This is a genomic window from Stappia sp. ICDLI1TA098, assembly GCF_054880955.1.
The window spans coordinates 1,614,457-1,637,422 of sequence record NZ_JBTZBT010000001.1; the positions used below are offsets into that span (position 1 = coordinate 1,614,457).

A 22,966-nucleotide genomic window follows, 5' to 3' on the forward strand; every position below is an offset into this window, starting at 1 on the left:
ATCAGGTGGCAGGAAGCCGCCGTCTGAAGAATGAGCTGGATAGGCGCAGCCTCTCTCCCGCCCCGCAGCATCCCATCCACCCTCGTCGGCTGCGGGTGGATGGTCCCGGCACGAGGTTGATCGACATCAGCCCGCGCCCGACCGGGCGGGGCTATGGTTCAGTCAGCCAAGGGTCGGCGATCTCCTTTCACGCCGGCTCGAGTCGGCTACAGCACCCTCCCCGGCAGCCGCTTTTGAGCGCCGGGCGGTGGTTCGAGAAAGGGACGCAGTCATGCAAATTCAGATCAACACCGACGAGAACGTGGCCGGCGGGGACGACCTGTCCGCCCGTATTTCGGCCGAGATCCACAACCGTCTGGACCGCTTCAGTCAGCACATCACCCGTATCGAGGTGCACCTCAGCGACCAGGACGGCAAGAAGACCGGCTCTTCCGACAAGCGCTGCCTCATCGAGGCACGCCTGGAGGGACGCCAGCCGGAAGCGGCCAGCAAACGCGCCGCGACGCTTGAAGGCGCCTATTCGGGAGCTGCCAAAAAATTGCGGCGCGCGCTCGAGACCACCTTGGGCAGGGTCAATCACGTGAAGGGTGCCGAAACCATCCGGACCGGCGATCACTAGGAGAGCGCCTTTCACCCCTTGCCCAACTCAACGCACCCAGGAGACACAGGATCATGGTCGAGAAACAACCCGGCACGTCAGCCCCGAAAGGCAGCCGCAAAACCACGCCCGGTCAGGACAAGATATCCGGCAAGGCTTCAGATGGCTTGACGCGACATGATGCCGTCGATCGGCCCGGCTTCGACCTGGGCGGTGCAACGGGCAAGATGACCGCGGGAACTGGGCTGGGCCTCGGCACGGACGCGGCTGAAAGTCGCCGCGCCCGACGTCTGCCGGGACGCCGAGGCAAACCCATGTAGGGTCCCGCCTCGCCGCCGACACGGCGCGTTGTGCGGAGTCGGCGGGCATCGGCCAACCGACCGACAGATCGGCCGCTCGACAGGCCAGCCGCATCCCCGGTCACGAACTGGTGGAAGCCCGGTCGATGCCTGCATCGATCCAGGAACGCGTCTGTTCCAGAACCTCCTGCGACAGTTCCGGATCCTCGATCGCCCGCGAGAGGATCACGGCCCCCACCATGGCAGCCCAGCTCGCGATCGCCATTTGACGCCCGTCCGCAGCCGCAGTCGCCGGAAGCGCCTTGCTGAACCGGTCGATCTGCGCGCGGATGCCCTCCTCCAGTGCCGCGCGCGCCGCCGGGGTCTGGTGACGGACATCGGCGGCCAGACACGCGGTCGCGCAGCCCTCGGCGGCATTGTCGCGATGCCCGGGCGAGAGATAGGCCGCGACGAAGGCGTGAAGATCGCCCTCCCCCTCCCCGCCGCTGGCAAGACCATGGGCCAGCGCCTGCGCGATCAGATCGTCCTTCGACCTGAAATGGCCATAGAAGCCGCCATGGGTGAGGCCGGCGGCCTTCATCACCTCCACGACACTGACCGCGTCAAACCCTTTTTCACGGAACAACTGGCTGGCCGAATCCAGGATCCGTCGGCGATTTTCCGCCATTTGTTCTCGGGTGACCCGCATTTCCGGAATTCTCCGCAAGCGCCATTGAAATTCACATGAGGCCATCACACCTAACGACAATCATGATGCCTATCATGAATATAGGCACACCCGCAGGAGAGAGCAATCCGATGCTGCAACTCCACCGTTTCCGCTGACCGGCATGACGTCCGCCATGCCCCGGACACAAGCGTTTACTGACCTTCGAAGCGGCAGGCCGACAGGCGCCGCAACGCAAAAAGATGAAGGAATACCCATGACCGAGACGTCGCTCTTCGAACCCTTCGCGCTTGGCGACCTGACACTTGCCAACCGCATCGTCATGGCTCCGCTAACGCGCAATCGCGCGGATGCCGGCTTCGTCCCCGGCGCGCTTGCCGCGGAATATTACAGCCAGCGCGCCTCGGCCGGCCTGCTGATCTCGGAGGCTTCCCAGATTTCGCAACAGGGCCAAGGCTATCAGGACACGCCCGGCATCTACACCCGGGCTCAGATCGAGGGCTGGCGGAAGGTCACCGACGCCGTGCATGGCAAGGGAGGCCGGATCTTCCTTCAGCTCTGGCATGTGGGGCGCATTTCGCATGTCGACCTGCAGGAGAACGGCGGCGCGCCGGTGGCGCCCTCAGCCATCCGCGCCGAAGGCAAGACGTTCGTGAACAACGCCTTCACCGACGTCTCGATGCCGCGGGCACTCGATCTGGACGAGATTCCGGGGATCGTCGAGGACTTCCGACAGGCGGCGGCGAATGCCATTGCGGCCGGCTTCGACGGGGTCGAGATCCACGGCGCCAACGGTTACCTTCTGGACCAGTTCGCCAAGGACGGCGCGAACACGCGCACCGACGCTTATGGCGGCTCGATCGAGAACCGCGCCAGGCTGATGCTCGAGGTGGCGGCCGCCGTCGCCGATGAGATCGGCGCTGGGCGCACCGGCATCCGGATCTCGCCGGTGTCTCCGGCCAATGGCATCACAACCAGCGATCCCCAGGCCCTGTTCGACCATATCGTCGACCGGCTCGATGCTCTGGGGCTTGTCTATCTCCATGTGGTCGAGGGTGCCACCGGCGGCCCTCGCGACATCGCGCCCTTCGACTATGGCTCCCTGCGCCGCCGCTTCCGCAACGCCTATATCGCCAACAACGGCTACGATCTTGCACTCGCGACGTCGAGCCTGGCCGAAGGCAAGGCCGACCTGTTCGCCTTCGGCCGGCCGTTCATCTCCAATCCCGATCTGGTGGAGCGGCTGAAGAGCGGCGCGCCGCTGGCGGAGATCGACCGGGCGACGCTCTATGGCGGCGGCGCAGCCGGCTACACGGACTATCCGACGCTTGCCGACGCAAGCGGGTCCTGACCCATCGGGGTCGCGCGCCAGCGCGCGGCCCCAGCCCCGGGCAAAACACGGCCCCGGCCGCCCCTATTGCGGCGAACGGGTCAGCCCCCCAGAAGCGCGAAGCCCACCGAGGCGACCAGCATGACCGCGAAGACGATGTTCACCGCCCGGCCGACGACCGGGTTGGTCAGGGCTTTCGAGAAGGTCGCGCCGAAGGCAAGCCAGAGCGTGTTGACGATGACGATGACGACGGTCAGCGCGGCGAGCTTGCCGAAGGCGTCCGCCCTCAGGTCCTGCGCGACGAGCGTGTGGCCCGCGTAGACCGCGCCAATCGCGGCGAAGGCCTTGGGATTGGCCACCGCGAGACTGAAGCCCGGCACGAAGGCTGGGGCCTGCTCGGCGCGCGCCGCGATGCGGCCGATGGGAGCGGTGGCGATCTTCCAGGCGAGATAGAGGATATAGGCGGCGGCAAGCACGCTGAGCCCAACCAGCAGAACGGGCTGTGACAGCACCAGCGCGGTGACGCCGGTGGCGATCAGCAGCAGCACCGCCGTCGTTCCGGCAATAATGCCAGCCAGATAGCGCAAACTGGCGCGAAAGCCGAAGGCGATGCCGAGGCCGGCGAGGCTGAGCGTTGCCGGCCCCGGACTTCCCATCAACGGGAAGGCGGCGAGCCACAGAAGCAGAAGATCATTCTCCATGGGCGGTGGTCTCCACGGGACAGCGCATTGGGGAAAGAGACGAGGCGCGTACGCCCACAACATGCCAAGCGCGAGCGCGAGACGCCAGATCCGATCTCGCGGAACAACGACCGTCTCCGAGCCACGGGCATGTCCGGCGCTAGGAGGCGGCGGCCGGTCCGTCCTGCGGCGGCGGGCCGACATAGCTGGCGCGCGGTCGGATGAGCTTGTCGTCGGCGCGTTGTTCCAGCGCATGGGCAATCCAGCCGACGGTTCGCCCGACCGCGAACAGGGCAAGAGCCGCGCCCGGCGGCAGGTCGAAGGCGCGGCGGATCGACACCAGGGCGAAGTCGATGTTCGGCGACTTTCCGGTCGCTTCCGCCATGGCCGCGACAAGCCCGGACCTGCTTGCATCCTCCGGCAGCAGGGGGAGGAGCGCAGCGGCTCTTGGATCTCCATCCGGATAAAGCGGATGACCGAAGCCCGGCACGCCCTCGCCGCGCCGAAGCCTGCTCTCGACCACGGCCGCCGGATCCCCCTTGCCGTCGCTTTCCTCCAGCAGGATTTCCACCAGACTGGTGGTGCCGCCATGCAAGGGGCCGCTCAAGGCCGACAGGCCGGCGTTGAGGCAGGCGCCCAGGGAGGCGCCGGTCGAGGCGACGACGCGCGCCGCGAAGGCGGAGGCATTCAACTCGTGATCGGCGAGCAGCACCAGCGCACGGCGGACGATATCGGCGGCCTCGGCATCGAGCCCCCAGGCGGCAGCGAGATGTGCGTGCGCGCACCCGGTACCGGGCGCGGTCGCGCTGGCCGCAGCGACGGTGGCGCGCAACAAGGCGGCCGCGCCCGGCCACAGCCGCAGGCTGTCGCGCTGCCAGGCCGTCGACCGGCCCGAGGAAACGAACGGCAGCAACGCCTGACACCGCTCGGTCAGCGGCAGCTGTGAGGCCAGCGCCCTCAGTTCGTCGCTCCAAAGCGGAATGTCGGGACCTGGTGCGGCGAAGGGATCATGGTCACCGCACCCCCAGAGCAACCGGGCGGTGTCCTCGAGCGATGCTCCTTCCGCCCAGGCGACGGCATCGCGCCCGCGAAAGAAGAGATGGCCATTCTCGATCAGCGAAATGCCCGAGGAGAGCACCGGCAGCCCCCAGTCCAGCGTCGTCGCCGCCACCTCGCGCGGCCGCCGGCCAACGGTCTTGCGCTTCCGAAGTTGCTCGATGTCGTGGACATCGTAGAGCCGCTTACGCGGGTTTCGCGGGTCCGGCGCGGTGCGTACAAGGCCGCGACTGACATAGGCATAAAGGGTCGCGCGGCTGACACCGAGCGCCCCGGCCGCCGCCTCCGCGTCGAGGAACTTCTCTTGTCCGGGCATTGTCCAACATGGATTGATTGGTTGAATCAAGATTGACTATATATAATCGTCCGCCATCCTCGCCGGTGTCAACCAGGAGGATTGCCATGACCAATCAAGCCAAGTTTCTCACCCCGGCGCTGGCCGTTGCGCCGCCGGCACCCGGCCTTGACCATGTCATTGCCGCCGAAACCATGCTGAGCTTCGTAGACGGAGAAGCCGGGCGGCTGGTCGTGCGCGGGCATGAGCTGGCGGAGATCGCCGGCCAGGGCTATGAGGCCGTCCTGGCGCTGCTGTGGCGGGATCTTGCGCCCGGGACCATGGACCGAAACGCCCTGCGTGCGGCGCTCGGCGAGGCGCGCGTGAGGGTCCACCAGCAACTCCTGCCACTGCTTACCGCAACGGACGGCCTGTCGCAGGTCGAGGCCTTGCGGCTGCTGCTGTCCGCGCTGGGCGATGAGGAAAGTTCCCCGCACCATGTGGTCGCCGTCGCCGCCGTGGCGGTCTTTACCGCAGCCATCGCGCGCCGCCGGGCCGGCGCGCCGCCGGTCGCCCCCGACGCCGCGCTCAGCCTTTCCGCCGATCTTCTGCGAATGCTCCACGGCACTCCGGCGGCGCGGGAAAAGATCGACGCCCTCGACGCCTATCTCGTGACCGTCGCCGATCACGGGCTCAACGCCTCGACGTTCACGGCACGGGTGATCGCCTCGACCCGGGCGGGCCTCTTCTCCTCGGTGGTCGGTGGCCTTTGCGCGCTGAAGGGGCCGCTGCACGGCGGCGCGCCCGGCCCCGTTCTCGACATGTTGGACGCGATCGGCGAGGAAAGCCGCATTCGTCCGTGGATCGTCGATGCGCTGGCGCGCGGCGAGCGGCTGATGGGCTTCGGCCACCGCATCTACCGGGTGCGCGACCCGCGCGCGGATGTCCTCAAGGCGGTCGTTTCCAACCTTCGCGAGAACGCCGCCCGCATTCGCTTTGCCGAGAAAGTGGAGAGCGAAGCTCTGGCGCTTCTGGCACGGAAGAAGCCGCTGCGCCCGCTGCAGACCAACGTGGAATTCTACACCGCGCTGGTCCTGGAAGCCGTCGGCTTCCCGCGTGAGAGCTTCACCAATGTCTTTGCGGTGGGGCGCATGGCGGGCTGGACGGCGCATGTGCTCGAACAGGAAAAGACCGGCCGTCTCATCCGCCCCCAGTCCAGCTATGTCGGCCCGATGCCGGAGGCTGCCGCCGCGCGCCAGGCATGAAAAAAGGGCGGGGAGCCGTTTTCGGCCCACCCGCCCCTCAGGCAACGTCGCGCGGAGGCAGCGTTCCGCGCGGCGACAATCAGATGCAGCGGCCGCCGTCGACCTCGAGCAGGACGCCGGTGACGAACTCGGCCTCATCGGAAGCGAGGAAGCCGCAAGCCTTGGCGATGTCGAGCGGACGCGACATGCGGCCGAGCGGAATGCCGGCGACGATCTTGGCGCGGGTCTCGGGGGTATCCTCGCCCGGCAGGAACTGGTCGGTCAGGCCGGTCTCGCCCATCACCGGGTTGATGCCGCAGACGCGGATCTTGCGGTCGGCCAGTTCCACGGCCATCGACTTGGTGATGGCGATCACCGCACCCTTGCTGCCGTTGTACCAGGTCAGGCCCGGACGCGGGCGCACGCCGGCGGTCGAGGCGATGTTGATGATGACGCCGCCGCCGTTCTTCTCCAGCGCGGGAACGCCGTGCATGGCGGCGTGGTAGATCGACTTCACGTTGACGTCGAACACCTTGTCATAGGTCTTCTCGTCGACAAGCAGCATCGACTGGTTCTTGTGCGTCGTGCCGGCGTTGTTGATGATGATGTCGAGCTTGCCGAAGCGCTCGATGGCGGCCTCGATCATGGCCTTGGTGTCATCGCCGCTGGTCACGTCCGCCTTGAACGCGCTGGCGTTGGCACCGATGTCGGCGGCAACCTTCTCGGCCGCGTCGGCACGGATGTCGACCACAAGCACCTTGGCACCCTGCTCGGCGAAATAGTGAGCAATGCCCTCGCCGTAGCCGCCGCCGGCACCGGTGATGATCGCGACCTTGTCCTGAAGCTTCATTCTGAGTTCACTCCTGATGCGGCTCGGGCCTCTGCCCTCACCTGTAGAACAGCTCGACCGCGCCCAGCGAGATCATCGGCACATAGGTGACCAGAAGAACGCAGGCCAGGACGACGAGCACCATGGGCACCAGCGCCGGAATGATCTTCTGGATCGATATTCCGGCGACGGCGCAGGCTGCGAAGAGATTGACGCCGACCGGCGGCGTGAACATGCCGAGCGCAAGATTGACGACGATGATCAGGCCGAAGTGAACCGGGTCGACCCCGTAGCTCACCGCGATGGGCGCGAGCAGCGGCGCGAGCACGAGGATGGCCGCCGAAGTCTCGATGAACATGCCGACGAAGAACAGGAACACGTTCACCGCGATCAGGAAGCTGTATTTGTCGGTGAAGACGGCATTGACCCATTCGGCGATGATCGAGGGAAGACCGCTGCGGGTGACGAGGAACGAGAACAGCCCGGCGCCGGCAATGATGATCATGATCACCGTGCTCGACACGGCCGAGCTGCGCAGCGCCACATAGATCTTCTCGAACGTCAGCGTGCGATAGACGAGCACACCCACTGCGAGCGCATAGACCACGGCGATGGCAGAGGCTTCCGTCGGCGTGAAGACGCCTCCATAGATGCCGCCGAGCACGATCAAAGGCATCAGCAGAGCCCATCCCGCATGCACCAACGCACGAAAGAAGCTCTTGCGCTCGTCACCATCCATCTTTCCGTAGCCCTTCACCCGGCACAGCACCAGCAGGTAGATGAAGAGCGCGGCGGCGACGAGAATGCCCGGGCCGATGCCGGCCAGGAAAAGCTGACCGATGGAGGTCTCCGTCGCCACGCCATAGAGGATGAGCGGGATCGACGGAGGAATCAGCACGCCAAGCTCGGCCGACGAGGCCTGGATCGCGGCGGCGGTGCCGATCGGATAGCCGTGCTTGACCATCGCCGGAATGAGGATGACGCCGATGGCGAAGGTGGTGGCGACGGATGATCCCGACACGGATGCGAAGATCATGCAGGTCACGACGCAGGTGCAGGCCAGCCCGCCCTGGATGCCGCCGACCATCGACTTGGCGAGCTCAACGAGCCGTTCCGAGATGCCGGCGGCGGCCATCAGGTTGCCGGACAGGATGAACAACGGCACGGCAAGCAGCGGGAAGGAATCGATGCTGGTGAAGATGCGCTGCACGGCCAGCAGCAACGGCACATGCGAGAACAACGCGATGCCGAAGGCGCTGGCCAGCACCAGCGAAACACCGATGGGAACGGCAACGGCAAAGAGAATTAGCAGCGAAAAGGCCAGAGCCGCGTTCATACCTGGCCCTCCACATCCTTGATTTCGTCGGTCCCTTCGTCCCTCTCCTCGGTGAGGTTGAGGAACAGGCGGACAATGACGCCGGGCACGGCGAAGGCGGCTCCCGTGGGAAGCGCCGCATAGACCCAGGCGATGCTGATCTCCAGCCCCGCCAGGTTCTGGCGCTGCACCCGCAAGGCCATCGCCGTTCCGTACCAGATGAGCAGGCCGAGGAAGGTGAGCGAGGCGATGCCGATGACGATGAAGAGCAGCTTGCGCAGCGGCCGCGGCGAGACGTCGAGCAGGAAGTCGACCGCAATCATCACGCCCTGGCGGAACGCGGCTGCAAGCCCCATGAACACCATCCACATCATCGTCGATCGCGCCGCCACTTCCGACCAGGCAGAGGGGTGATCGAAGACGAAGCGCGTGACCACCTGGTAGAAGGTGAGAGCGACGATGATTGCGAGGGCCGCAATCGAGCATTCAAGAGCGACGCGGGTGATCCGGCGCTCGAGGCCTAGGAACCATTGCATGTACGAACTCCTGCCGGGGTGACCGCGCGCAAGGCGGGCCACCCCGGGGACAACGTCGGTGGAGTGGGTCTTATTCCTGAGCGGCCTGAATGCGCTTCAGCATGGTGTCGCCGTACTTGGCGACATAGGTGTCATAAGCCGGGCTGACGGCCTTCTGGAACGCCGCCTGATCGACCTTCTCGACGACCTTCATGCCGTGCTCGCGCAGCAGCGAGACGCCGTTTGCCTCATCGGCCTCGACCTTGGCGCGGGTCGCTGCGACGCCAGCCTTGGCCGCCTCGCGGAACCAGCCCTTCTCCTCGTCGGAGAGACCGTCCCACAGGCTCGGCGAAGCAAGGATGATCGCCGGCGAGTAGACGTGGCCGGTCAGCGTCAGGTTGTCCTGCACTTCCCAGAACTTGGATGCGGTGATCACCGGGATCGGGTTTTCCTGACCGTCGATGACATGCTGCTGCAGGGCCGCGAAGACCTCCGGGAAGGCCATCGGCGTCGGCGAGGCGCCAGCGGCGCGGAACGCCTCCATGTGCACCTGGTTCTCCATGGTGCGGATCTTCAGCCCGTCGAGGTCGGCGGGCGTGTTGACCGGATGCTTGGAGTTGGTGATGTGGCGGAAGCCGTTCTCCGACCAGGCAAGCGCGACGAGATTGTTCTCGCTGACCTTGTCGAGCAGCTCCTGGCCGATCGGGCCGTCAAGGACGGCGCGCGCGTTGGCGTAGTCCTTGAAGAGGAACGGCAGGTCGAGGACAAGCGCTTCGGGCACGAAATTGCCGAGCGGGCCGGTCGAGGACACGGTCAGCTCGACCGAGCCGATCTGCAGCCCCTCGATCACGTCGCGCTCGCCGCCGAGCGCGCCAGCGGCCTGCTCGCGGATCTCGTACTTGCCGTCGCTCAGCTCCGCGAGCTTCTTGCCGAAGGCCTGCACGCCCATGCTGTAGTGGGAATTCTGCGCAGTGGAATGCGCGAAGTTCAAGACGGTCTGCGCCATTGCCGTACCGGTAAAGGCAACGGAAATGGCAATGGCGGACACTGCCGCCAGACTGCGGATGCGAAACATATCAGATCTCCTCCCACGGTGACTCGATCACCTGTCTTTGAGTGTGGCGTCCGACACCTATCCAGTCAATATATTTTACAACTTGATGAGAAGCTGTAAGGTGATCATATTCGACACCTTCGCCTGCCCGCGAGACAGTCAGCCGACTTGCCGCCCCGGCGGGCGCGACACGTTCGGCACCGGCGGAAAGACCTGGACATGGACAAGGCGGCAACATCGCAACGGCCGACGGATTTCGCCTTCGGCGCACTGCAGCACAGCAAGGCCGAGCGGCTCGCCGACAAGGTCTACGAGAACCTGTTTCACGCCATCGTGACGGGCATGATCGCGGCCGGCACCAAGCTGCCGTCGGAAAATGTCCTGGCCGGCGAGTTCGACGTGTCCCGCCCGGTGCTGCGCGAGGCGCTCGACAAGCTGCGCGCCGACGGGTTGGTCTTCTCCGTGCGGGGCTCTGGAAATTTCGTCAAGAACGCCGTCAGTTCGACCCCGGTGGAGGCGAGCGCGGGCGACGAGGACCGCGATGCGCTGGAGCGGATCGGCGACCTTCTCAACGGCATCGAATTGCGGCTTCTGGTTGAGCCGCAGGCAGCCTATTTCGCCGCGCAACGCCGCGGCCCCGCCGACATCGAGCGCATGAACACGGCGCTTGAGCGCTATGACGAGGCGCTCGACAAGAACTCGATCCTGCATGCCCACGACTACGCGTTTCACGAGGCCGTCGCCATGGCGAGCTGCAATCCTCGCATCGTGGCGACGCTGAAATCGCTGGAATACGACGTCTCCCGCTCGGTGAACCTGATGCGCTTCCTGACGCGCTTTCCGCCGCTGGTGCGTGCGGCCGCGGTCCGCGTCGAGCACCGGGAGATCTTCGAGCACATCGAGGCGGGCGCTGCGACCAAGGCGAAGCGGGCGATGCGCAATCACATCGAGCATGCCCGAAGCCGGATGCTGAGCAGCCGCACCGAATTCTGACCCCCCCCTGCCCGCGCTTCCTGCGAAACAGAGCGAACGAAAAAGGGGCGGCGCATGGCGCCGCCCCTTTCGTTTCGAAAGGCCTTTCCGAGGAAACGGCCCTGGCGTCAGCCGTGTTTCATCACCACGGTCTTGATGGTGGTGAAGCTGACCATGCCCTCGAACGCCTTCTCACGCCCGTAGCCGGACCGCTTCATGCCGCCGAAGGGCAGCTCGATGCCGCCGCCGGCGCCATAGTTGTTGATGAAGACCTGGCCGGACTCGATGGCATGCGCGCAGCGCATCTGGCGGCCGCCATCGCGGGTCCAGACCGAAGCCGTCAGGCCGTAAGGCGTTGCATTGGCAAGACGAATGGCCTCGGCTTCATCCTCGAAGGGGAACGCGGCCAACACCGGCCCGAAGACCTCATCCTGGGCAATCGTGCTCTGCGGGGACGCGCCGTCGACGAGCATCGGCGGATAGTAGAAGCCATCCTTGGGCGCGCCGTCGGCAAGCGTCGCCCGCGCGACAACCTTGGCGCCGTCGGCAAGGGCCGCGTCGACCAGCATCGTCACGCGCTGAAGCTGCTTGGCGCTGATAATGGGGCCGCAATCGAGATCGTCGGCACCCGGGCCGGTCTTGAGCGCGGAGAACCTCCTGGTCAATTCGGCCATCACCTTGTCGTAGATCGAACGCTGGATCAGCACGCGGCTGCCGGCAGCGCAGGTCTGTCCGGCGTTCTGCACGATGGCGTTGACGACGACGGGCAGCGCCTCGTCGAGGTCGGCGTCCTCGAAGAGGATCTGGGGTGACTTGCCGCCAAGCTCGAGCGTCACCGGGATCTGGTTTTCCGCCGCCGCCTTGGCGACCGCCGTGCCGGTCTGCGGCGAGCCGGTGAAGGAGATGTGGTTGATGCCGACATGGGCGGCGAGTGCCGCGCCGGCTTCCATGCCAAGCCCGCAAACGATGTTCAGCGCACCGGCCGGGAGGCCTGCCTCAAGCGCCAGCTCGCTGATCTTGAGCGGCGTCAGGCAGGCGTCCTCGGCCGGCTTGACGACGCAGGCGTTGCCGGCAGCAAGCGCGCCGCCGACCGAGCGGCCGAAGATCTGCGAGGGGTAGTTCCACGGGATGATGTGGCCGGTCACGCCATGCGGCACGCGCAGCGCCATGACCGTCATGCCCTTGGAATATGGAATGGTTTCGCCGTGGTGCTTGTCCGCGGCCGAGCCGTAGTACTCGAAGTAGCGTGCCGTCGCGGTGATGTCGGCACGGGCCTGCTTCATCGGCTTACCGGTGTCCAGGCTCTCGAGCTTGGCGAGGTCCTCGAAGTTGTCGAGGATCAGCGCCGAAAGACGCATCAGCACGCGGCCGCGCTCGGTCGCCGTCATCGCACCCCAGGGGCCCTCATAGGCGGCGCGCGCCGCCTCGACGGCGCGGTCGACCTCAGCCTGTCCGCCGCGCGGCAACCGGGCGAAGACGGCTCCGGTCGAAGGATCGAGAACGTCGATACCGCCCTTGTCGGCGCGATCGACGATCTCGCCGTTGATCAGGTGGCCGAAGGCGGTGATGGAAGTCTTGTCCAGCATTTGTCTGCACTTTCCGTTCGCGATTGCCGGCGGTCGATGCGGCCGCGGGCGCAAGAAAACCTGACGGGCCCGGCCGAGACCGGGCCCTCTCGTTGCGGTGTCGGGCTCAGCCGAGCGCGTCGGCGATCGCCTTGCCGGCCTCGACCGTGTCGGCCGTGCCGCCAAGATCGCGCGTGCGCGGCCCGCCGTCGCCGAGAACCGTCTCGATGGCGGCCTCGATGGCGCGCGCGGCCTCGAGTTCGCCGAGATGCTCCAGCATCATCGCGCCGGCCCAGATCTGGCCAATCGGATTGGCTATGCCCTTGCCGGCGATGTCGGGCGCAGAACCGTGGACGGGCTCGAACATCGAGGGGTTGGCCTTCGACGGATCGATGTTGCCCGACGGCGCGATCCCGATGCTGCCAGCGACCGCCGGACCGAGGTCCGACAGGATGTCGCCAAACAGGTTAGACCCGACGACGACGTCGAACCAGTCGGGATGATTGACGAAATTCGCCGTCAGGATGTCGATGTGGTACTTGTCGTGCGCAACATCGGGATATTCGGCGGCAATCGCGGCGAAGCGGTCGTCCCAATAGGGCATGCCGATCTTGATGCCATTCGACTTGGTGGCCAGCGATACCTTGTTGCGCCGCGTGCGCGCCAGTTCAAAGGCGTAGCGCAGGATCCGGTCGGTGGCGCGCTTCGAGAACACCGATTCCTGAATCACCATCTCCTCCGGCGTGCCCTGGTAGAGCATGCCGCCGACGGAGGAATATTCTCCCTCGGAATTTTCGCGCACGATGACGAAGTCGATGTCCTTGGCGGTGCGGCCGACCAGCGGCGAGGTGATGCCGCGCAACAGCCGCGCCGGGCGCAAGGCAACATAGAGGTTGAGCTCGCGGCGCAGACGCAGGATCAGATCCCAGGTGGAAATGTGATCCGGTACACTCGGCCAGCCAACGGCACCCAGGAAGATCGCATCCTTGTCGCGCACCTGCTCGACGCCATCTTCCGGCATCATGCGTCCGTGACGCTCGTAGTAATCGCAGTTCCAGTCGTATCCGGTCCAGTCGACCGTGAAGCCGAAGCGCTTGGCGGCGGCCTCGACGACGCGCTGCCCCTCCGGCACGACTTCCTTGCCGATGCCATCACCTGCGATGACGGCAATGCTGTAATTCCTCCCCATGACGTTCTCCCGACTGCATGGTTGATCCAGCAGCCATTTAGCGCAATCCGCCACCGCGAGTAAACTAGTCTTACTTCTTTTGAGCCTCTTCGTGATGCAAATAAAGCCCGGCGGAGCGGTCCAGGTGCCGTCCCATCGCCTCCGCCGCGCCATCCGCGTCACCGGCGGCGAGACAGTCGAGGATCCGGTCGTGCTCGTTCAGCGTCGTGGTCTCCGCCCCGGTCCAGATGAGAACGTCGGCGTGATAGTTGAAGAGCCAGTTGAGCATGGCGTCGCTTACGGCCACGAAGATCGGGTTGCCCGAGAGCATGGCGATGCGCCGATGAAAGGCGATGTCGGCGGCGATGAAGGCCTCCGCGTCGCCAAGGCTGGCGCGCTGGCGCGCGGCAAGCTCTCGCAGGTCGGCGATGTCCCCGGGCCGCGCCTTTGCCGCCGCGGTGCGCACCATGCCGATCTCGAAGAAGCGGCGGGCGGCCTTCAGGTGAGCAAGGCTGTCGGGCGAGGTGGAGAGCAGCAGCCGGGCGACACCGTCGATCTGGCGCATCACCGTCTCGGCCGACAGGGCGGCGACGCGGGCGCGCTCGCCATGGGAAATGCTGATGAGCCCCATGGTGTCGAGCGACTGGAGCGCCTCGCGCACAGCCGGACGGCCGACGCCGAAACGCTCCATCAGGTCGCGCTCGGAGGGCATCAGCTCACCCGGTGCGAGCTCGCCGCTGGTGATCATCTCGAGCAGGCGCTCGAGAACCTGATCCGATAGCTTTCTGCGGACGATCTTGCCGCCCTCTCCCGTCGCTGCTTCTCGCCTTTGCACAATGCCCTCCCGCTCGCCTCGCCGTCCCGCTCAAGGCGCGGCCGCCCGGACCATGCCGGGCAGCCTTCCCAAGGGGCCGCAGTCGCCGGATCTAGGTATCAGGTGAGCCTGTCCGATAGCAACTGCGGCGGCGTTCGGCTCAGGTGATGGCGCGAATGCTCGCGGCGATCTCCTCCGGCTCGAACACGCCGAGCCAGTCGTCGCGCATCAGCCGCGGCTTGCCGTTGGCGATCGCCTTGTTGCAGGCGTCCGAGAAGGCTCCGTCGATCTCGCCCATGACCACGGCACCGAGGATGTTGAGATGCCCAAGCAGGAAGTCGCGGGCAGCCGTGCGGTCGACGCCGCGACGCACGACCTCCTCCATCGCGTCCTTCATCACCACGAGCAGCGTCGCGCAGACAGTCTCCGAAAGGCCGGGCTCCAGGATCGCCATCTGCTCCACGGTCACGCGGTGCGAGCGCAGGATCGGCTGGTAGATCGTCCTGGCGATCGCCTCGCCCACGGCATAATGCTCATCCGGCCCCTGCATCAGGGCGCTGACGATGGCCTGTTTCGCGGCGACGCCGCCGAAGTGGTCGCGCTTGGCGGCCATATCGGTCTCGTCATTGAAGATCGGCGGGTGGCAGGGGTGAGACACGAAATAGGTGATGTCGTCGCGTTCGGGGAAGTGGCCGGCGAAGGGCGCGGCCGCGTCAAGCGCCATGACGATGGTGCCGGGCGCGACCCGGGGCACGACATTTGCGGCAATCGCCTTGATCGCCGTGTCGGGCACGGCGAGAATGACCGCGCCGGCGCCGTCGAGCGCCTGGTCGAGGTCGACGCAATCAACGCCGAGAACGTCCCTGAGGCGCGCCTGCCCGGCCTCGCTGATTTCCACATGCGCCACGTCATAGGCCGAACCCTTGAGGTTCGTGGCGAGACGCACGCCCATCTTTCCGCCGGCGCCGAGCAAAGCAATCTTCATGGGTGTTCCTCCGTTTCGGCGATCATTCGCGGAACAGGATCAGGTTGTCAACTGGTATGATGAGGTGATATTCACCCGAACGAGACGACTGCCGGGAGGAGGCGCGACGATGGAACGATTGCAGGCGCGGTACGAGCTTGAAAGTCCGCTGGAACTGGAGCGTGCGGCGGAGGTGATCGCCGGCGAGCAGTCCTGCGGCACCTTCATGCGCCTGCCCGGCGAGACGGATGCGCTGCGCGAACGCTCCGGGGCGCGCATCGAGGCGCTGACCGTGACCGGCACTTCGTCGACGCCCTCCCTGCCCTGCCGCAAGTCATCCGACACCTACACCCGCGGCGAGGTCACGCTCTCCTGGCCGCTCGACAACATGGGCACGTCGCTGACCAACGTGCTGGCGACGGTCGCGGGCAATCTCTTCGAACTCGCCGAGGTCTCCGCGCTTCGCCTTCTCGACGTCACCTTCCCGCCAGCCTTCGCAGAGGCCTATGCGGGGCCGGCCTTCGGCGTCGAGGGAACCCGGCGTCTTGCCGGCGTCGAGGGGCGGCCGATGATCGGCACCATCATCAAGCCGAGCGTCGGCCTGTCGCCGGAGGAAACGGCGGCGATGGTGAGCGATCTCATCGATGGCGGCATCGACTTCATCAAGGATGACGAATTGCAGGGCAACGGCCCGCATTGCCCGCTTCAGGCGCGCGTCGACGCGGTCATGCGCGTCGTCAACGACCGGGCGCAGCGGGTCGGACGCAAGGCGATGGTGGCTTTCAACATCACCGGCGAAATCGACGAGATGAAGCGCAACGCCGACTACGTGCAGGCGGCGGGCGGAACCTGCGTGATGGTGAGCCTGCATTCCCTCGGCCTGGCCGGGCTCGGTGCCATCCGCCGCCATGTTTCGCTGCCGCTCCACTGCCACCGCAACGGCTGGGGCCTGTTCTCCCGCTCGCCCGACATCGGCGTTTCCTATGTGGCCTGGCAGAAGTTCTGGCGGCTGGCCGGCGCCGACCATCTGCACGTCAACGGGCTCGCCAACAAGTTTTCCGAGAGCGATGCCTCGGTGATCGCCTCGGCAAAGGCCGTGGGCACGCCGCTCTTCGGCGGCGACGACCCGTCCTTCGCGGCTATGCCGGTCTTTTCCTCCGGCCAGACGGCGGCGCAAATGGCCCCTACCTTCGCGGCGGTGGGCACCGAGGACTTTCTCTATTGCGCCGGCGGCGGCATCATGGGCCACCCCGGCGGCACGGCGGCCGGGGTCATGAGCCTGCGTCAGGCAGCCGAGGCCGCGATGGCCGGCATTCCCATAGACGACTATGCCCGCGACCACGGCGAACTCGCCGCCGCACTCTCGCTCTTCAAGGACAGGCGCTGATGCGGTCCGACCTGCTTGTCAGCTTCTATGGCGACGACTTCACCGGCTCCACCGACGTGATGGAGGCGCTGTCCGCGCGCGGCATCGAGACCGTGCTCTTCACCAGGATGCCCGCGCCCGAGCGTTTGGCGGCCTTCGGCCACTGCCGCGCGGTCGGGCTTGCCGGCACCAGCCGCAGCCAGTCGCCGGACTGGATGGACCGCGAGCTTCCCCCCATCTACGGCTGGCTCAAGTCGCTTGGCGCGCACTTCTGCCACTACAAGGTCTGCTCCACCTTCGACAGCGCCCCCGGGCGCGGCAACATCGGGCGGGCGACGGAACTGGGGCTTGCCGCCTTCGGCCAGCACCGCGCCCATGTGGTGGTCGGCGCGCCGCAGCTTCGCCGCTACACATTTGCCGGCCAGCTCTTCGCCGGCTATCGCGATGCGGTCTTCCGCATCGACCGGCATCCGGTGATGTCCCGCCATCCGGCGACCCCGATGAGGGAGGCCGACCTCCTCGTCCACCTCGCCGCCCAGACCGGGCTTGCCTCGCAGCTCATCGGCTTCGGCGACCGCGCATGGGACGCCGGCCTTGCGGAGGAAACCCGTCTGGCGCTCGTTGACGTGCATGATACCGCGACACAGCTTGCCGCGGCAGACGTGCTGGAACGTGCCGCAGAGGCCGGCGACCGTTTTCTCGTCGGATCATCGGGTGTCGAATATGCGCTGCTTTCTGCCTGGCAGGCGCGCGGCGAGCATGTCGGGCCCGCCGGCATCACGGCACCCGACGCCGTTCCGACGACGGCGGTCGTCTCGGGAAGCTGCTCGCCGACCACCGCCCGCCAGATCGAGACCGCGGCGGCATGCGGCTTCGCGCCAATCCCCATCGACTACCGGGCGCTTGCCACCGGCGAAGGCCGCGAGGCGGCGGTCGAGGCCGCGATTTCAGCCGGATCGTCGGCGGTTGGCGAGGGCCGAAGCCCGCTGGTCCATACGGCACTCGGCGCGGAAAGCGGAGCGCCGGTGGAGGGCGCGGACGCCGCCGTCGGCGCAGCGCTGGGCCAGGTTCTGTCGTGCCTGCAGGAGCGTCACGCGCTTCGACGGATCATCATCGCCGGCGGCGACACCTCGAGCCATGCCATCGGCGTTCTCGGGATCGACGCCCTGACCCTGCGCCACCCGATCCCCGACAGCCCTGGTTCTCCGCTGTGCACCGCGCATGATGCGAGCGGGCCGCGTTTCGAGATTGCCCTGAAGGGTGGCCAGATCGGAACCGACGACTATTTCGCGCGGCTGCGCGACGGACGGCTGGCGGCGGACTGATGCAAGCGCCGGGGGGCTTGCCAACGCAGCCGCCTACCTCAGGCTTGCCATGGTGACGCGGAAGCGTCGCAGCGCGATGGCGAAGAAGACCGCGCTGAGCACCGCCATGGCAAGCATCTGCGGCCAGACGGTGAGAATTCCCGCCCCCCGATAGAGGATCGCCTGCGCGAAGGCGATGAAATGGGTCGAGGGCGCCACCTGCATGATGTCCTGGAGCAGCACCGGCATGCTCTCCATCGGCGTCGTGCTGCCGGACAGAAGGTTCATCATCACCAGCGCAGGCATCGCGAGCAGGCCGAACTGAGGCATCGATGTGGTGAACGTGGCCAAGAGAATGCCGAGCCCCGTCATCGAGACAAGGTAGATCACCGCACCGAAGGCGAAGAGCGGCATCGACCCGCTCACCTCGACGCCCATCAGTGTGCGCACCACGATGGCGAGCGACAGAAGCGCGGCAACGATGATGGCCAGGCCGTTGGCCCAGATCTTCGCCACCATGATCTGCGACGGCGTCACCGGCATCACCAGGAGATGCTCGATGGTGCCGTGCTCGCGCTCGCGGATGAGCGCGGCGCCGGTCAGCAACACGGCGAGGATGGTGATGTTGTTGATCACCTGCATCACCGACGAGAAGCGCACCGTGTCGAGATTGGGATTGAACAGCGACGTCACCACGAAATCGATGGGAAGCGTCGAGCCGGCGCTGTCCTCGCCGGAGAGAAACCTGGCCGCCTCGTCGCGGATGATCTGCTGCAGGAAGGCCGCGCCGTTGCCCGCCTGGGCCATGGCGGTGGCGTCGACATTGAGCTGAACCTCCGGCACGCGCCCGCGCAGCAGATCCGCCTCGAAGCGCGGCGGGAAGGAAAGCACGAAAACGTAGTCGCCCGTGGCCATCGCCGGATCGACGTCGTCAGGCGAGATCTCGATCGGCGCCTTGAAGTTCGGTGGCAGGATCGCGCCGACGATGCGGTCGGTGACAGCCGAACGATCGAAGTCGACATAGGCGACCGAGGCATTGGCAACCTCGAGCTTCGCGCCCGTGGCCACCGAGTAGATCGCGACCGTGAACACATAGACGATCAGGATCACCAGCGAGGGGTCGGCCCACAGGCTTCTGAGTTCCTTGACGCCGAGGCGGAATGTGTTGGCGATCCAGCGGCGCATGTCAGCGCTCCTGTTTCGACAGCGCCGCGATGGCGATCACCGCGAAGAGCACGGAGAAGCCGCCAAGCGCGAAAAGGTTCGGCCAGAGCGTGGCGAGCCCCAACCCCTTGGTGAAGGCGCCGACGCTGATCTGCTGATACCAGACGGCCGGAAAGGCGAGCCCGATCACCCGACCGGATCCGGTCAGCGAGGAGACCGGAACGAGCAGGCCGGAGAAATTGACCGCCGGAATGATGGCGAGGATCGCGGCGGCGAAGGTCGCGGCGACCTGCGAGCGGGTGACCGTGGAGATGACGAAGCCGAAGCCCGTGGTCGCGATCACATAGAGCGCCGAGCCGAGGCAGAGCACAGCGAGCGAGCCTGAGACGGGAACGTTGAAGACGGTAACTGCGGCAAGCAGGAGCATCAGGAAGCTGCAGAAGGCGAGCACGGCATAGGGAATCTGCTTGCCGAGGATGAACTCCGTCCGTGTCACCGGGGTCGCGTGGAAGTTGGCGATGGACCCTGTCTCCTTCTCGCGCACGACTGATACAGCCGCCGTCATCGCCGGGATCAGCACCAGCATCAGCATGATCACCGAAGGCACCATAGCGATGACGCTCTCGAAGGACTGGTTGTAGCGGAAGCGGGTCTCGACGGAGACGGGCGATAGCGTCGCCGGGTCGCCGGTCGAACGTTCCATCTGGTCGGCGAGATAGGTGCTCGCCACCCCTTGCAGGTAGCCGCGCGTCGTCTCGGCGCGGAACGGCATTCCGCCATCGACGGAAATATGCACCTCGGGCGTCTGGCCGCTGAGGAGTTCCCGCCCGAAGCCCGAGGGGATCTCGACGCCGAAGACGATTTCCGCCGCGCGCAGACGATCCTCCAGGCTCCTGGTGTCGCCGGCCTCCGCTGGTTTCTCTTCAAAGACGCGGGCCCCCGCGAACCCCTCGAGCAACTCGCGGCTTTCGCGCGACCTGTCGTAATCGGCGACCGCATAGCCGAGGTTCTCGACGTCGAAGGAAATGCCGTAGCTGAAGGTGAACATCATCAGCAGCGGCCCGAGCAGCGCGAAGGCAAGCCGCAAGCGGTCGCGCACGATCTCCGTCGCCTCGCGCCGCGCCAGCGCCCACATGCGCGCCGGCGAAAAGCGGAACCCGCGCGCGCGAGGAACCTTTGCCCCCTGCCCCGCGGCCGTTGCCGAGACCGGGGCGGCGGCGGCCTCCGCGACGTCAGGGCGAGCCGGCGCGGTGTCGGCGGGGGCCTGCGGAGCCCCCTCCGCCTCCTTCAGGTAGGTGATGAAGGCGTCTTCGAGATTGCCCTCGCCGCGCTTGTCGGCAATCTCCTGGGGACGCCCGACCGCCAGCACCTTGCCCGCGTGCATCAGCGAAATGCGGTCGCAGCGCTCCGCCTCGCTCATGAAATGGGTCGAGATGAAGATGGTCACGCCATCCTTGCGCGACAGGTCGATGAGATGACGCCAGAACCCGTCACGCGCCACCGGATCGACGCCCGATGTCGGCTCGTCGAGGATCAGGATCTCGGGCCCGTGCAGCACGGCGACGGCAAGCTGGAGCCGCTGGCGAACGCCAAGCGGAAGATCCTCGGGCCGGGCGTTCCTGTCGTCGGTGAGGTCGAACTGCTCGAGCACGTCGGCGATCCGCGCGGCGCGGCTTTCCTGCGGCAACTGGTAGAGCCGGGCGTGAAGATCGAGGTTCTGTGACACGCTCAATTCGCTGTAGAGCGAGAACGACTGGGACATGTAGCCAACGCGGCTTCGTGTCGCCATGTCGCGGGCGTCGAGCGTTTCGCCGAACAGAAGCGCCTCACCCTCGCTTGCCGGAAGCAGGCCGGTCAGCATCTTCATCGTCGTCGTCTTGCCGCAGCCGTTGGAGCCGAGGAATCCGAAGATCTCGCCCCGAGCGATGCGGAAATCGACATGGTCGACGGCGGTGAAGTCACCGAACCGGCGGGTCAGCCCGCGCGCCTCGATCGCCGGCGGACCGTCGTGCTCGATCGGCGGCGGCACGACAACCTCCCGGTGCTCCTTGCGAACAGCTTCCGGCAGCATTGCGATGAAGGCGCTTTCCAGTGTCTTGGCACCGGCGTTGTCTCGGATTTCCGCCGGCGTGCCAGTGGCGATAACCTTGCCGTCCGACATGGCAGCCAGCCAGTCGAACCGCTCGGCCTCCTCCATGTAGGCGGTGGCGACAAGCACGCTCATGCCCGGCCGATCGGCGCGAATGCGGTCGATCAGGTCCCAGAACTGGCGGCGCGACAGCGGATCGACGCCGGTCGTCGGCTCATCGAGAATGACAAGATCGGGATCATGGATCAGCGCCGAGCACAGCGAAAGCTTCTGTTTCATGCCGCCCGAGAGCTTGCCGGCGGGGCGGTCCGGGAACGGGTCGAGCCCGGTCGCCCGCAGGAGATCATCGATCCGGCGCCGGCGCTCGGCTGCGTCCTGACCGAAGAGGCGGCCGAAGAAGTCGAGATTTTCGAAAACGGTCAGCGTCGGATAGAGATTGCGGCCCAGGCCCTGCGGCATGTAGGCGATGCGATTGCTGCAGGTGCGCCGGTGTGCCCGCTCGCGCATATCGCCGTCGAGCACCTCGACAGATCCGTCCTGGATACGGCGGACGCCGGAGAGAAGCGACATCAGCGTCGACTTGCCGACGCCGTCGGGGCCGATCAGCCCGGCCATGCAGCCGGCCGGCACGTCGAGCGTGATCCCGTCGACCGCCACCGTCTCGCCGAAACGGTGGGTCAGCCCGCGAACCGATGCGACCGCGTTTTGGCTCATTTCGGCAGCTTCACCGCCAGCCAGTCCGGCCATTCGGCGGTGGATGATATCTGCACGTATCCCATGCCTGCGACGCCGGCCTTGACATGGTTCTGGTACTTCGCGAGCAGGTCCTCGGGGATGCCGAGCCGCACCCGGAACATCAGCTTGGCGCGCTCATCGGAGGTTTCCACAGTCTTCGGCGTGAACTGGGCCGTACTGGCGACGAAGGTCACCCGCGCCGGGATCACGTATTCCGGCACCGGGTCGAGGACGAGACGGGCATCGGCGCCGATGGCAAGGCGCCCCGCGTCGGCGGCGCGCAGGAAGACGGTCATATAGACGTCGGTCAGGTCCGTCAGCGTGAGGACCTTTCCGCCGGAGCCGACGACCTCGCCGGCGTTGGCAAGAATGTATTGCACCCGCCCCGAACGCGGAGCGGTGAGAAGGGTGTCGTCACGCACGCTCTTCAGCCTGTCGAGCGACGCGCGGGCCGACGAGATCGTCGCCTCCGCCAGATCGATCCCGGCCTCCGCCGCCGAAACGCCGGCCTGGGCGGTGGCCAGAACCATGCGCTGGTTGTCGGCCTGCTGGCGGGTGGCGTGGCCGCGGTCGGCGAGCTGCGAGACCCGGTCGAACTCCTGCCTGGCGTATTCGAGTTCGGACTTGCGCTGGTTCAGCAGCGCCTCGTTCTGGCGCTTCTGCTGAGTGGCCTGGCGCACCTGCGCCTCCGCCTGCTGGATCTGGGCGTCGATCTCGGAGGTGTCGAGGCGGGCGATCAGCACGCCCTTTTCGACCCAGTCCCCTTCCTTCACAAGCACCTCTGCGACACGTCCCGCCGTCTTGGCGGAGACGTCGATACGCTCGGCCTCGATGCGGCCATTCGCCTGGACGATGCCGTCGGGCAGCGTCGGCTCGGCGAGCCGCTGCCAGATCGCATAGCCACCCGCGCCGGCGACGACGGCCAGAAGGGCTCCGACGAACCACTGTGTCTTGGTCATTCCTG

At 66.4% G+C, this 22,966-nt stretch carries 21 protein-coding genes; 7 read left to right on the top strand and 14 right to left on the bottom strand.

Annotated elements, in window-relative coordinates:
* Positions 1-271: 271 nt before the first annotated feature.
* Entirely contained in the window at positions 272-619 is a 348-nt protein-coding gene (locus ACSLUQ_RS07305) for an HPF/RaiA family ribosome-associated protein (protein ID WP_417774298.1), read from the top strand.
* 53 nt (positions 620-672) lie between these two features.
* Positions 673-918 (top strand): hypothetical protein, encoded by a 246-nt coding sequence (locus ACSLUQ_RS07310; RefSeq protein ID WP_461808132.1) that lies wholly within the window; start codon positions 673-675, stop codon positions 916-918.
* 100 nt (positions 919-1,018) lie between these two features.
* Here ACSLUQ_RS07310 and ACSLUQ_RS07315 read toward each other — a convergent pair whose 3' ends face one another.
* Positions 1,019-1,585: a TetR/AcrR family transcriptional regulator gene (locus ACSLUQ_RS07315; protein ID WP_461808478.1), complete on the bottom strand. Its 567-nt coding sequence runs from the start codon at positions 1,583-1,585 to the stop codon at positions 1,019-1,021.
* A 235-nt stretch (positions 1,586-1,820) separates the two neighbouring features.
* Between ACSLUQ_RS07315 and ACSLUQ_RS07320 the strand changes: the two genes are divergently transcribed.
* Entirely contained in the window at positions 1,821-2,915 is a 1,095-nt protein-coding gene (locus tag ACSLUQ_RS07320; protein WP_461808133.1) for an alkene reductase, read from the top strand.
* Between the two features lie 80 nt (positions 2,916-2,995).
* Here ACSLUQ_RS07320 and ACSLUQ_RS07325 read toward each other — a convergent pair whose 3' ends face one another.
* Positions 2,996-3,595, bottom strand: coding sequence for a LysE family translocator (locus ACSLUQ_RS07325; protein WP_461808134.1), 600 nt, complete (start codon positions 3,593-3,595; stop codon positions 2,996-2,998).
* 139 nt (positions 3,596-3,734) lie between these two features.
* Positions 3,735-4,946: a citrate/2-methylcitrate synthase gene (locus ACSLUQ_RS07330; protein ID WP_461808135.1), complete on the bottom strand. Its 1,212-nt coding sequence runs from the start codon at positions 4,944-4,946 to the stop codon at positions 3,735-3,737.
* Between the two features lie 86 nt (positions 4,947-5,032).
* Here ACSLUQ_RS07330 and ACSLUQ_RS07335 point away from each other — a divergent pair, with 86 nt between their 5' ends.
* Entirely contained in the window at positions 5,033-6,169 is a 1,137-nt protein-coding gene (locus ACSLUQ_RS07335) for a citrate synthase/methylcitrate synthase (protein WP_461808136.1), read from the top strand.
* 79 nt (positions 6,170-6,248) lie between these two features.
* Here the strand turns inward: ACSLUQ_RS07335 and ACSLUQ_RS07340 are convergent, their stop codons facing one another.
* From ACSLUQ_RS07340 to ACSLUQ_RS07355, 4 genes are all read right to left on the bottom strand, one after another.
* Complete coding sequence (locus tag ACSLUQ_RS07340; RefSeq protein WP_417774291.1) at positions 6,249-6,998, bottom strand: glucose 1-dehydrogenase; 750 nt, start codon at positions 6,996-6,998, stop codon at positions 6,249-6,251.
* Positions 6,999-7,035: 37 nt separating this feature from the next.
* Positions 7,036-8,313 carry a TRAP transporter large permease gene (locus ACSLUQ_RS07345; RefSeq protein WP_417774290.1) on the bottom strand — a complete coding sequence of 426 codons (1,278 nt, stop codon included), beginning with the start codon at positions 8,311-8,313 and terminating at the stop codon, positions 7,036-7,038.
* A complete protein-coding gene (locus ACSLUQ_RS07350) occupies positions 8,310-8,828 on the bottom strand; it encodes a TRAP transporter small permease (protein WP_461808137.1) in 519 nt (172 codons plus the stop codon). The genes ACSLUQ_RS07345 and ACSLUQ_RS07350 overlap by 4 nt, the downstream gene beginning before the upstream one ends.
* A gap of 70 nt (positions 8,829-8,898) precedes the next feature.
* Positions 8,899-9,882, bottom strand: coding sequence for a TRAP transporter substrate-binding protein (locus tag ACSLUQ_RS07355; protein ID WP_461808138.1), 984 nt, complete (start codon positions 9,880-9,882; stop codon positions 8,899-8,901).
* A 198-nt stretch (positions 9,883-10,080) separates the two neighbouring features.
* Between ACSLUQ_RS07355 and ACSLUQ_RS07360 the strand changes: the two genes are divergently transcribed.
* Positions 10,081-10,854, top strand: a complete 774-nt coding sequence (locus ACSLUQ_RS07360) for a FadR/GntR family transcriptional regulator (protein WP_417774287.1) — start codon at positions 10,081-10,083, stop codon at positions 10,852-10,854.
* Positions 10,855-10,961: 107 nt separating this feature from the next.
* Here ACSLUQ_RS07360 and ACSLUQ_RS07365 read toward each other — a convergent pair whose 3' ends face one another.
* The 4 genes from ACSLUQ_RS07365 to ACSLUQ_RS07380 form a co-directional block, all read right to left on the bottom strand.
* Positions 10,962-12,419 carry an aldehyde dehydrogenase family protein gene (locus ACSLUQ_RS07365; protein WP_461808139.1) on the bottom strand — a complete coding sequence of 486 codons (1,458 nt, stop codon included), beginning with the start codon at positions 12,417-12,419 and terminating at the stop codon, positions 10,962-10,964.
* A gap of 106 nt (positions 12,420-12,525) precedes the next feature.
* On the bottom strand, positions 12,526-13,587 hold the full coding sequence (locus ACSLUQ_RS07370; RefSeq protein WP_417774285.1) for a tartrate dehydrogenase: 1,062 nt from the start codon (positions 13,585-13,587) through the stop codon (positions 12,526-12,528).
* 70 nt (positions 13,588-13,657) lie between these two features.
* Positions 13,658-14,401, bottom strand: a complete 744-nt coding sequence (locus ACSLUQ_RS07375) for a transcriptional regulator NanR (protein WP_461808140.1) — start codon at positions 14,399-14,401, stop codon at positions 13,658-13,660.
* 139 nt (positions 14,402-14,540) lie between these two features.
* Positions 14,541-15,365, bottom strand: a complete 825-nt coding sequence (locus tag ACSLUQ_RS07380) for a phosphogluconate dehydrogenase C-terminal domain-containing protein (protein ID WP_417774284.1) — start codon at positions 15,363-15,365, stop codon at positions 14,541-14,543.
* 109 nt (positions 15,366-15,474) lie between these two features.
* On the opposite strand from ACSLUQ_RS07380, the gene ACSLUQ_RS07385 reads away from it, so the two are divergent.
* Entirely contained in the window at positions 15,475-16,731 is a 1,257-nt protein-coding gene (locus ACSLUQ_RS07385; protein WP_461808141.1) for a ribulose-bisphosphate carboxylase large subunit family protein, read from the top strand.
* Positions 16,731-18,035, top strand: coding sequence for a four-carbon acid sugar kinase family protein (locus ACSLUQ_RS07390; RefSeq protein WP_461808142.1), 1,305 nt, complete (start codon positions 16,731-16,733; stop codon positions 18,033-18,035). The genes ACSLUQ_RS07385 and ACSLUQ_RS07390 overlap by 1 nt, the downstream gene beginning before the upstream one ends.
* Positions 18,036-18,068: 33 nt before the next feature.
* On the opposite strand, the gene ACSLUQ_RS07395 is transcribed toward ACSLUQ_RS07390, so the two are convergent.
* Genes ACSLUQ_RS07395 through ACSLUQ_RS07405 form a run of 3 tightly spaced genes read right to left on the bottom strand, consistent with a single transcriptional unit; the run spans position 18,069 to position 22,961 of the window.
* Positions 18,069-19,199, bottom strand: a complete 1,131-nt coding sequence (locus ACSLUQ_RS07395) for an ABC transporter permease (RefSeq protein WP_417774281.1) — start codon at positions 19,197-19,199, stop codon at positions 18,069-18,071.
* A 1-nt stretch (position 19,200) separates the two neighbouring features.
* Positions 19,201-21,981, bottom strand: coding sequence for a ribosome-associated ATPase/putative transporter RbbA (gene rbbA, locus ACSLUQ_RS07400; protein WP_461808143.1), 2,781 nt, complete (start codon positions 21,979-21,981; stop codon positions 19,201-19,203).
* Positions 21,978-22,961 (bottom strand): HlyD family secretion protein, encoded by a 984-nt coding sequence (locus ACSLUQ_RS07405; protein WP_461808144.1) that lies wholly within the window; start codon positions 22,959-22,961, stop codon positions 21,978-21,980. Before ACSLUQ_RS07405 ends, rbbA begins: the two co-directional genes overlap by 4 nt.
* Positions 22,962-22,966: the final 5 nt, after the last annotated feature.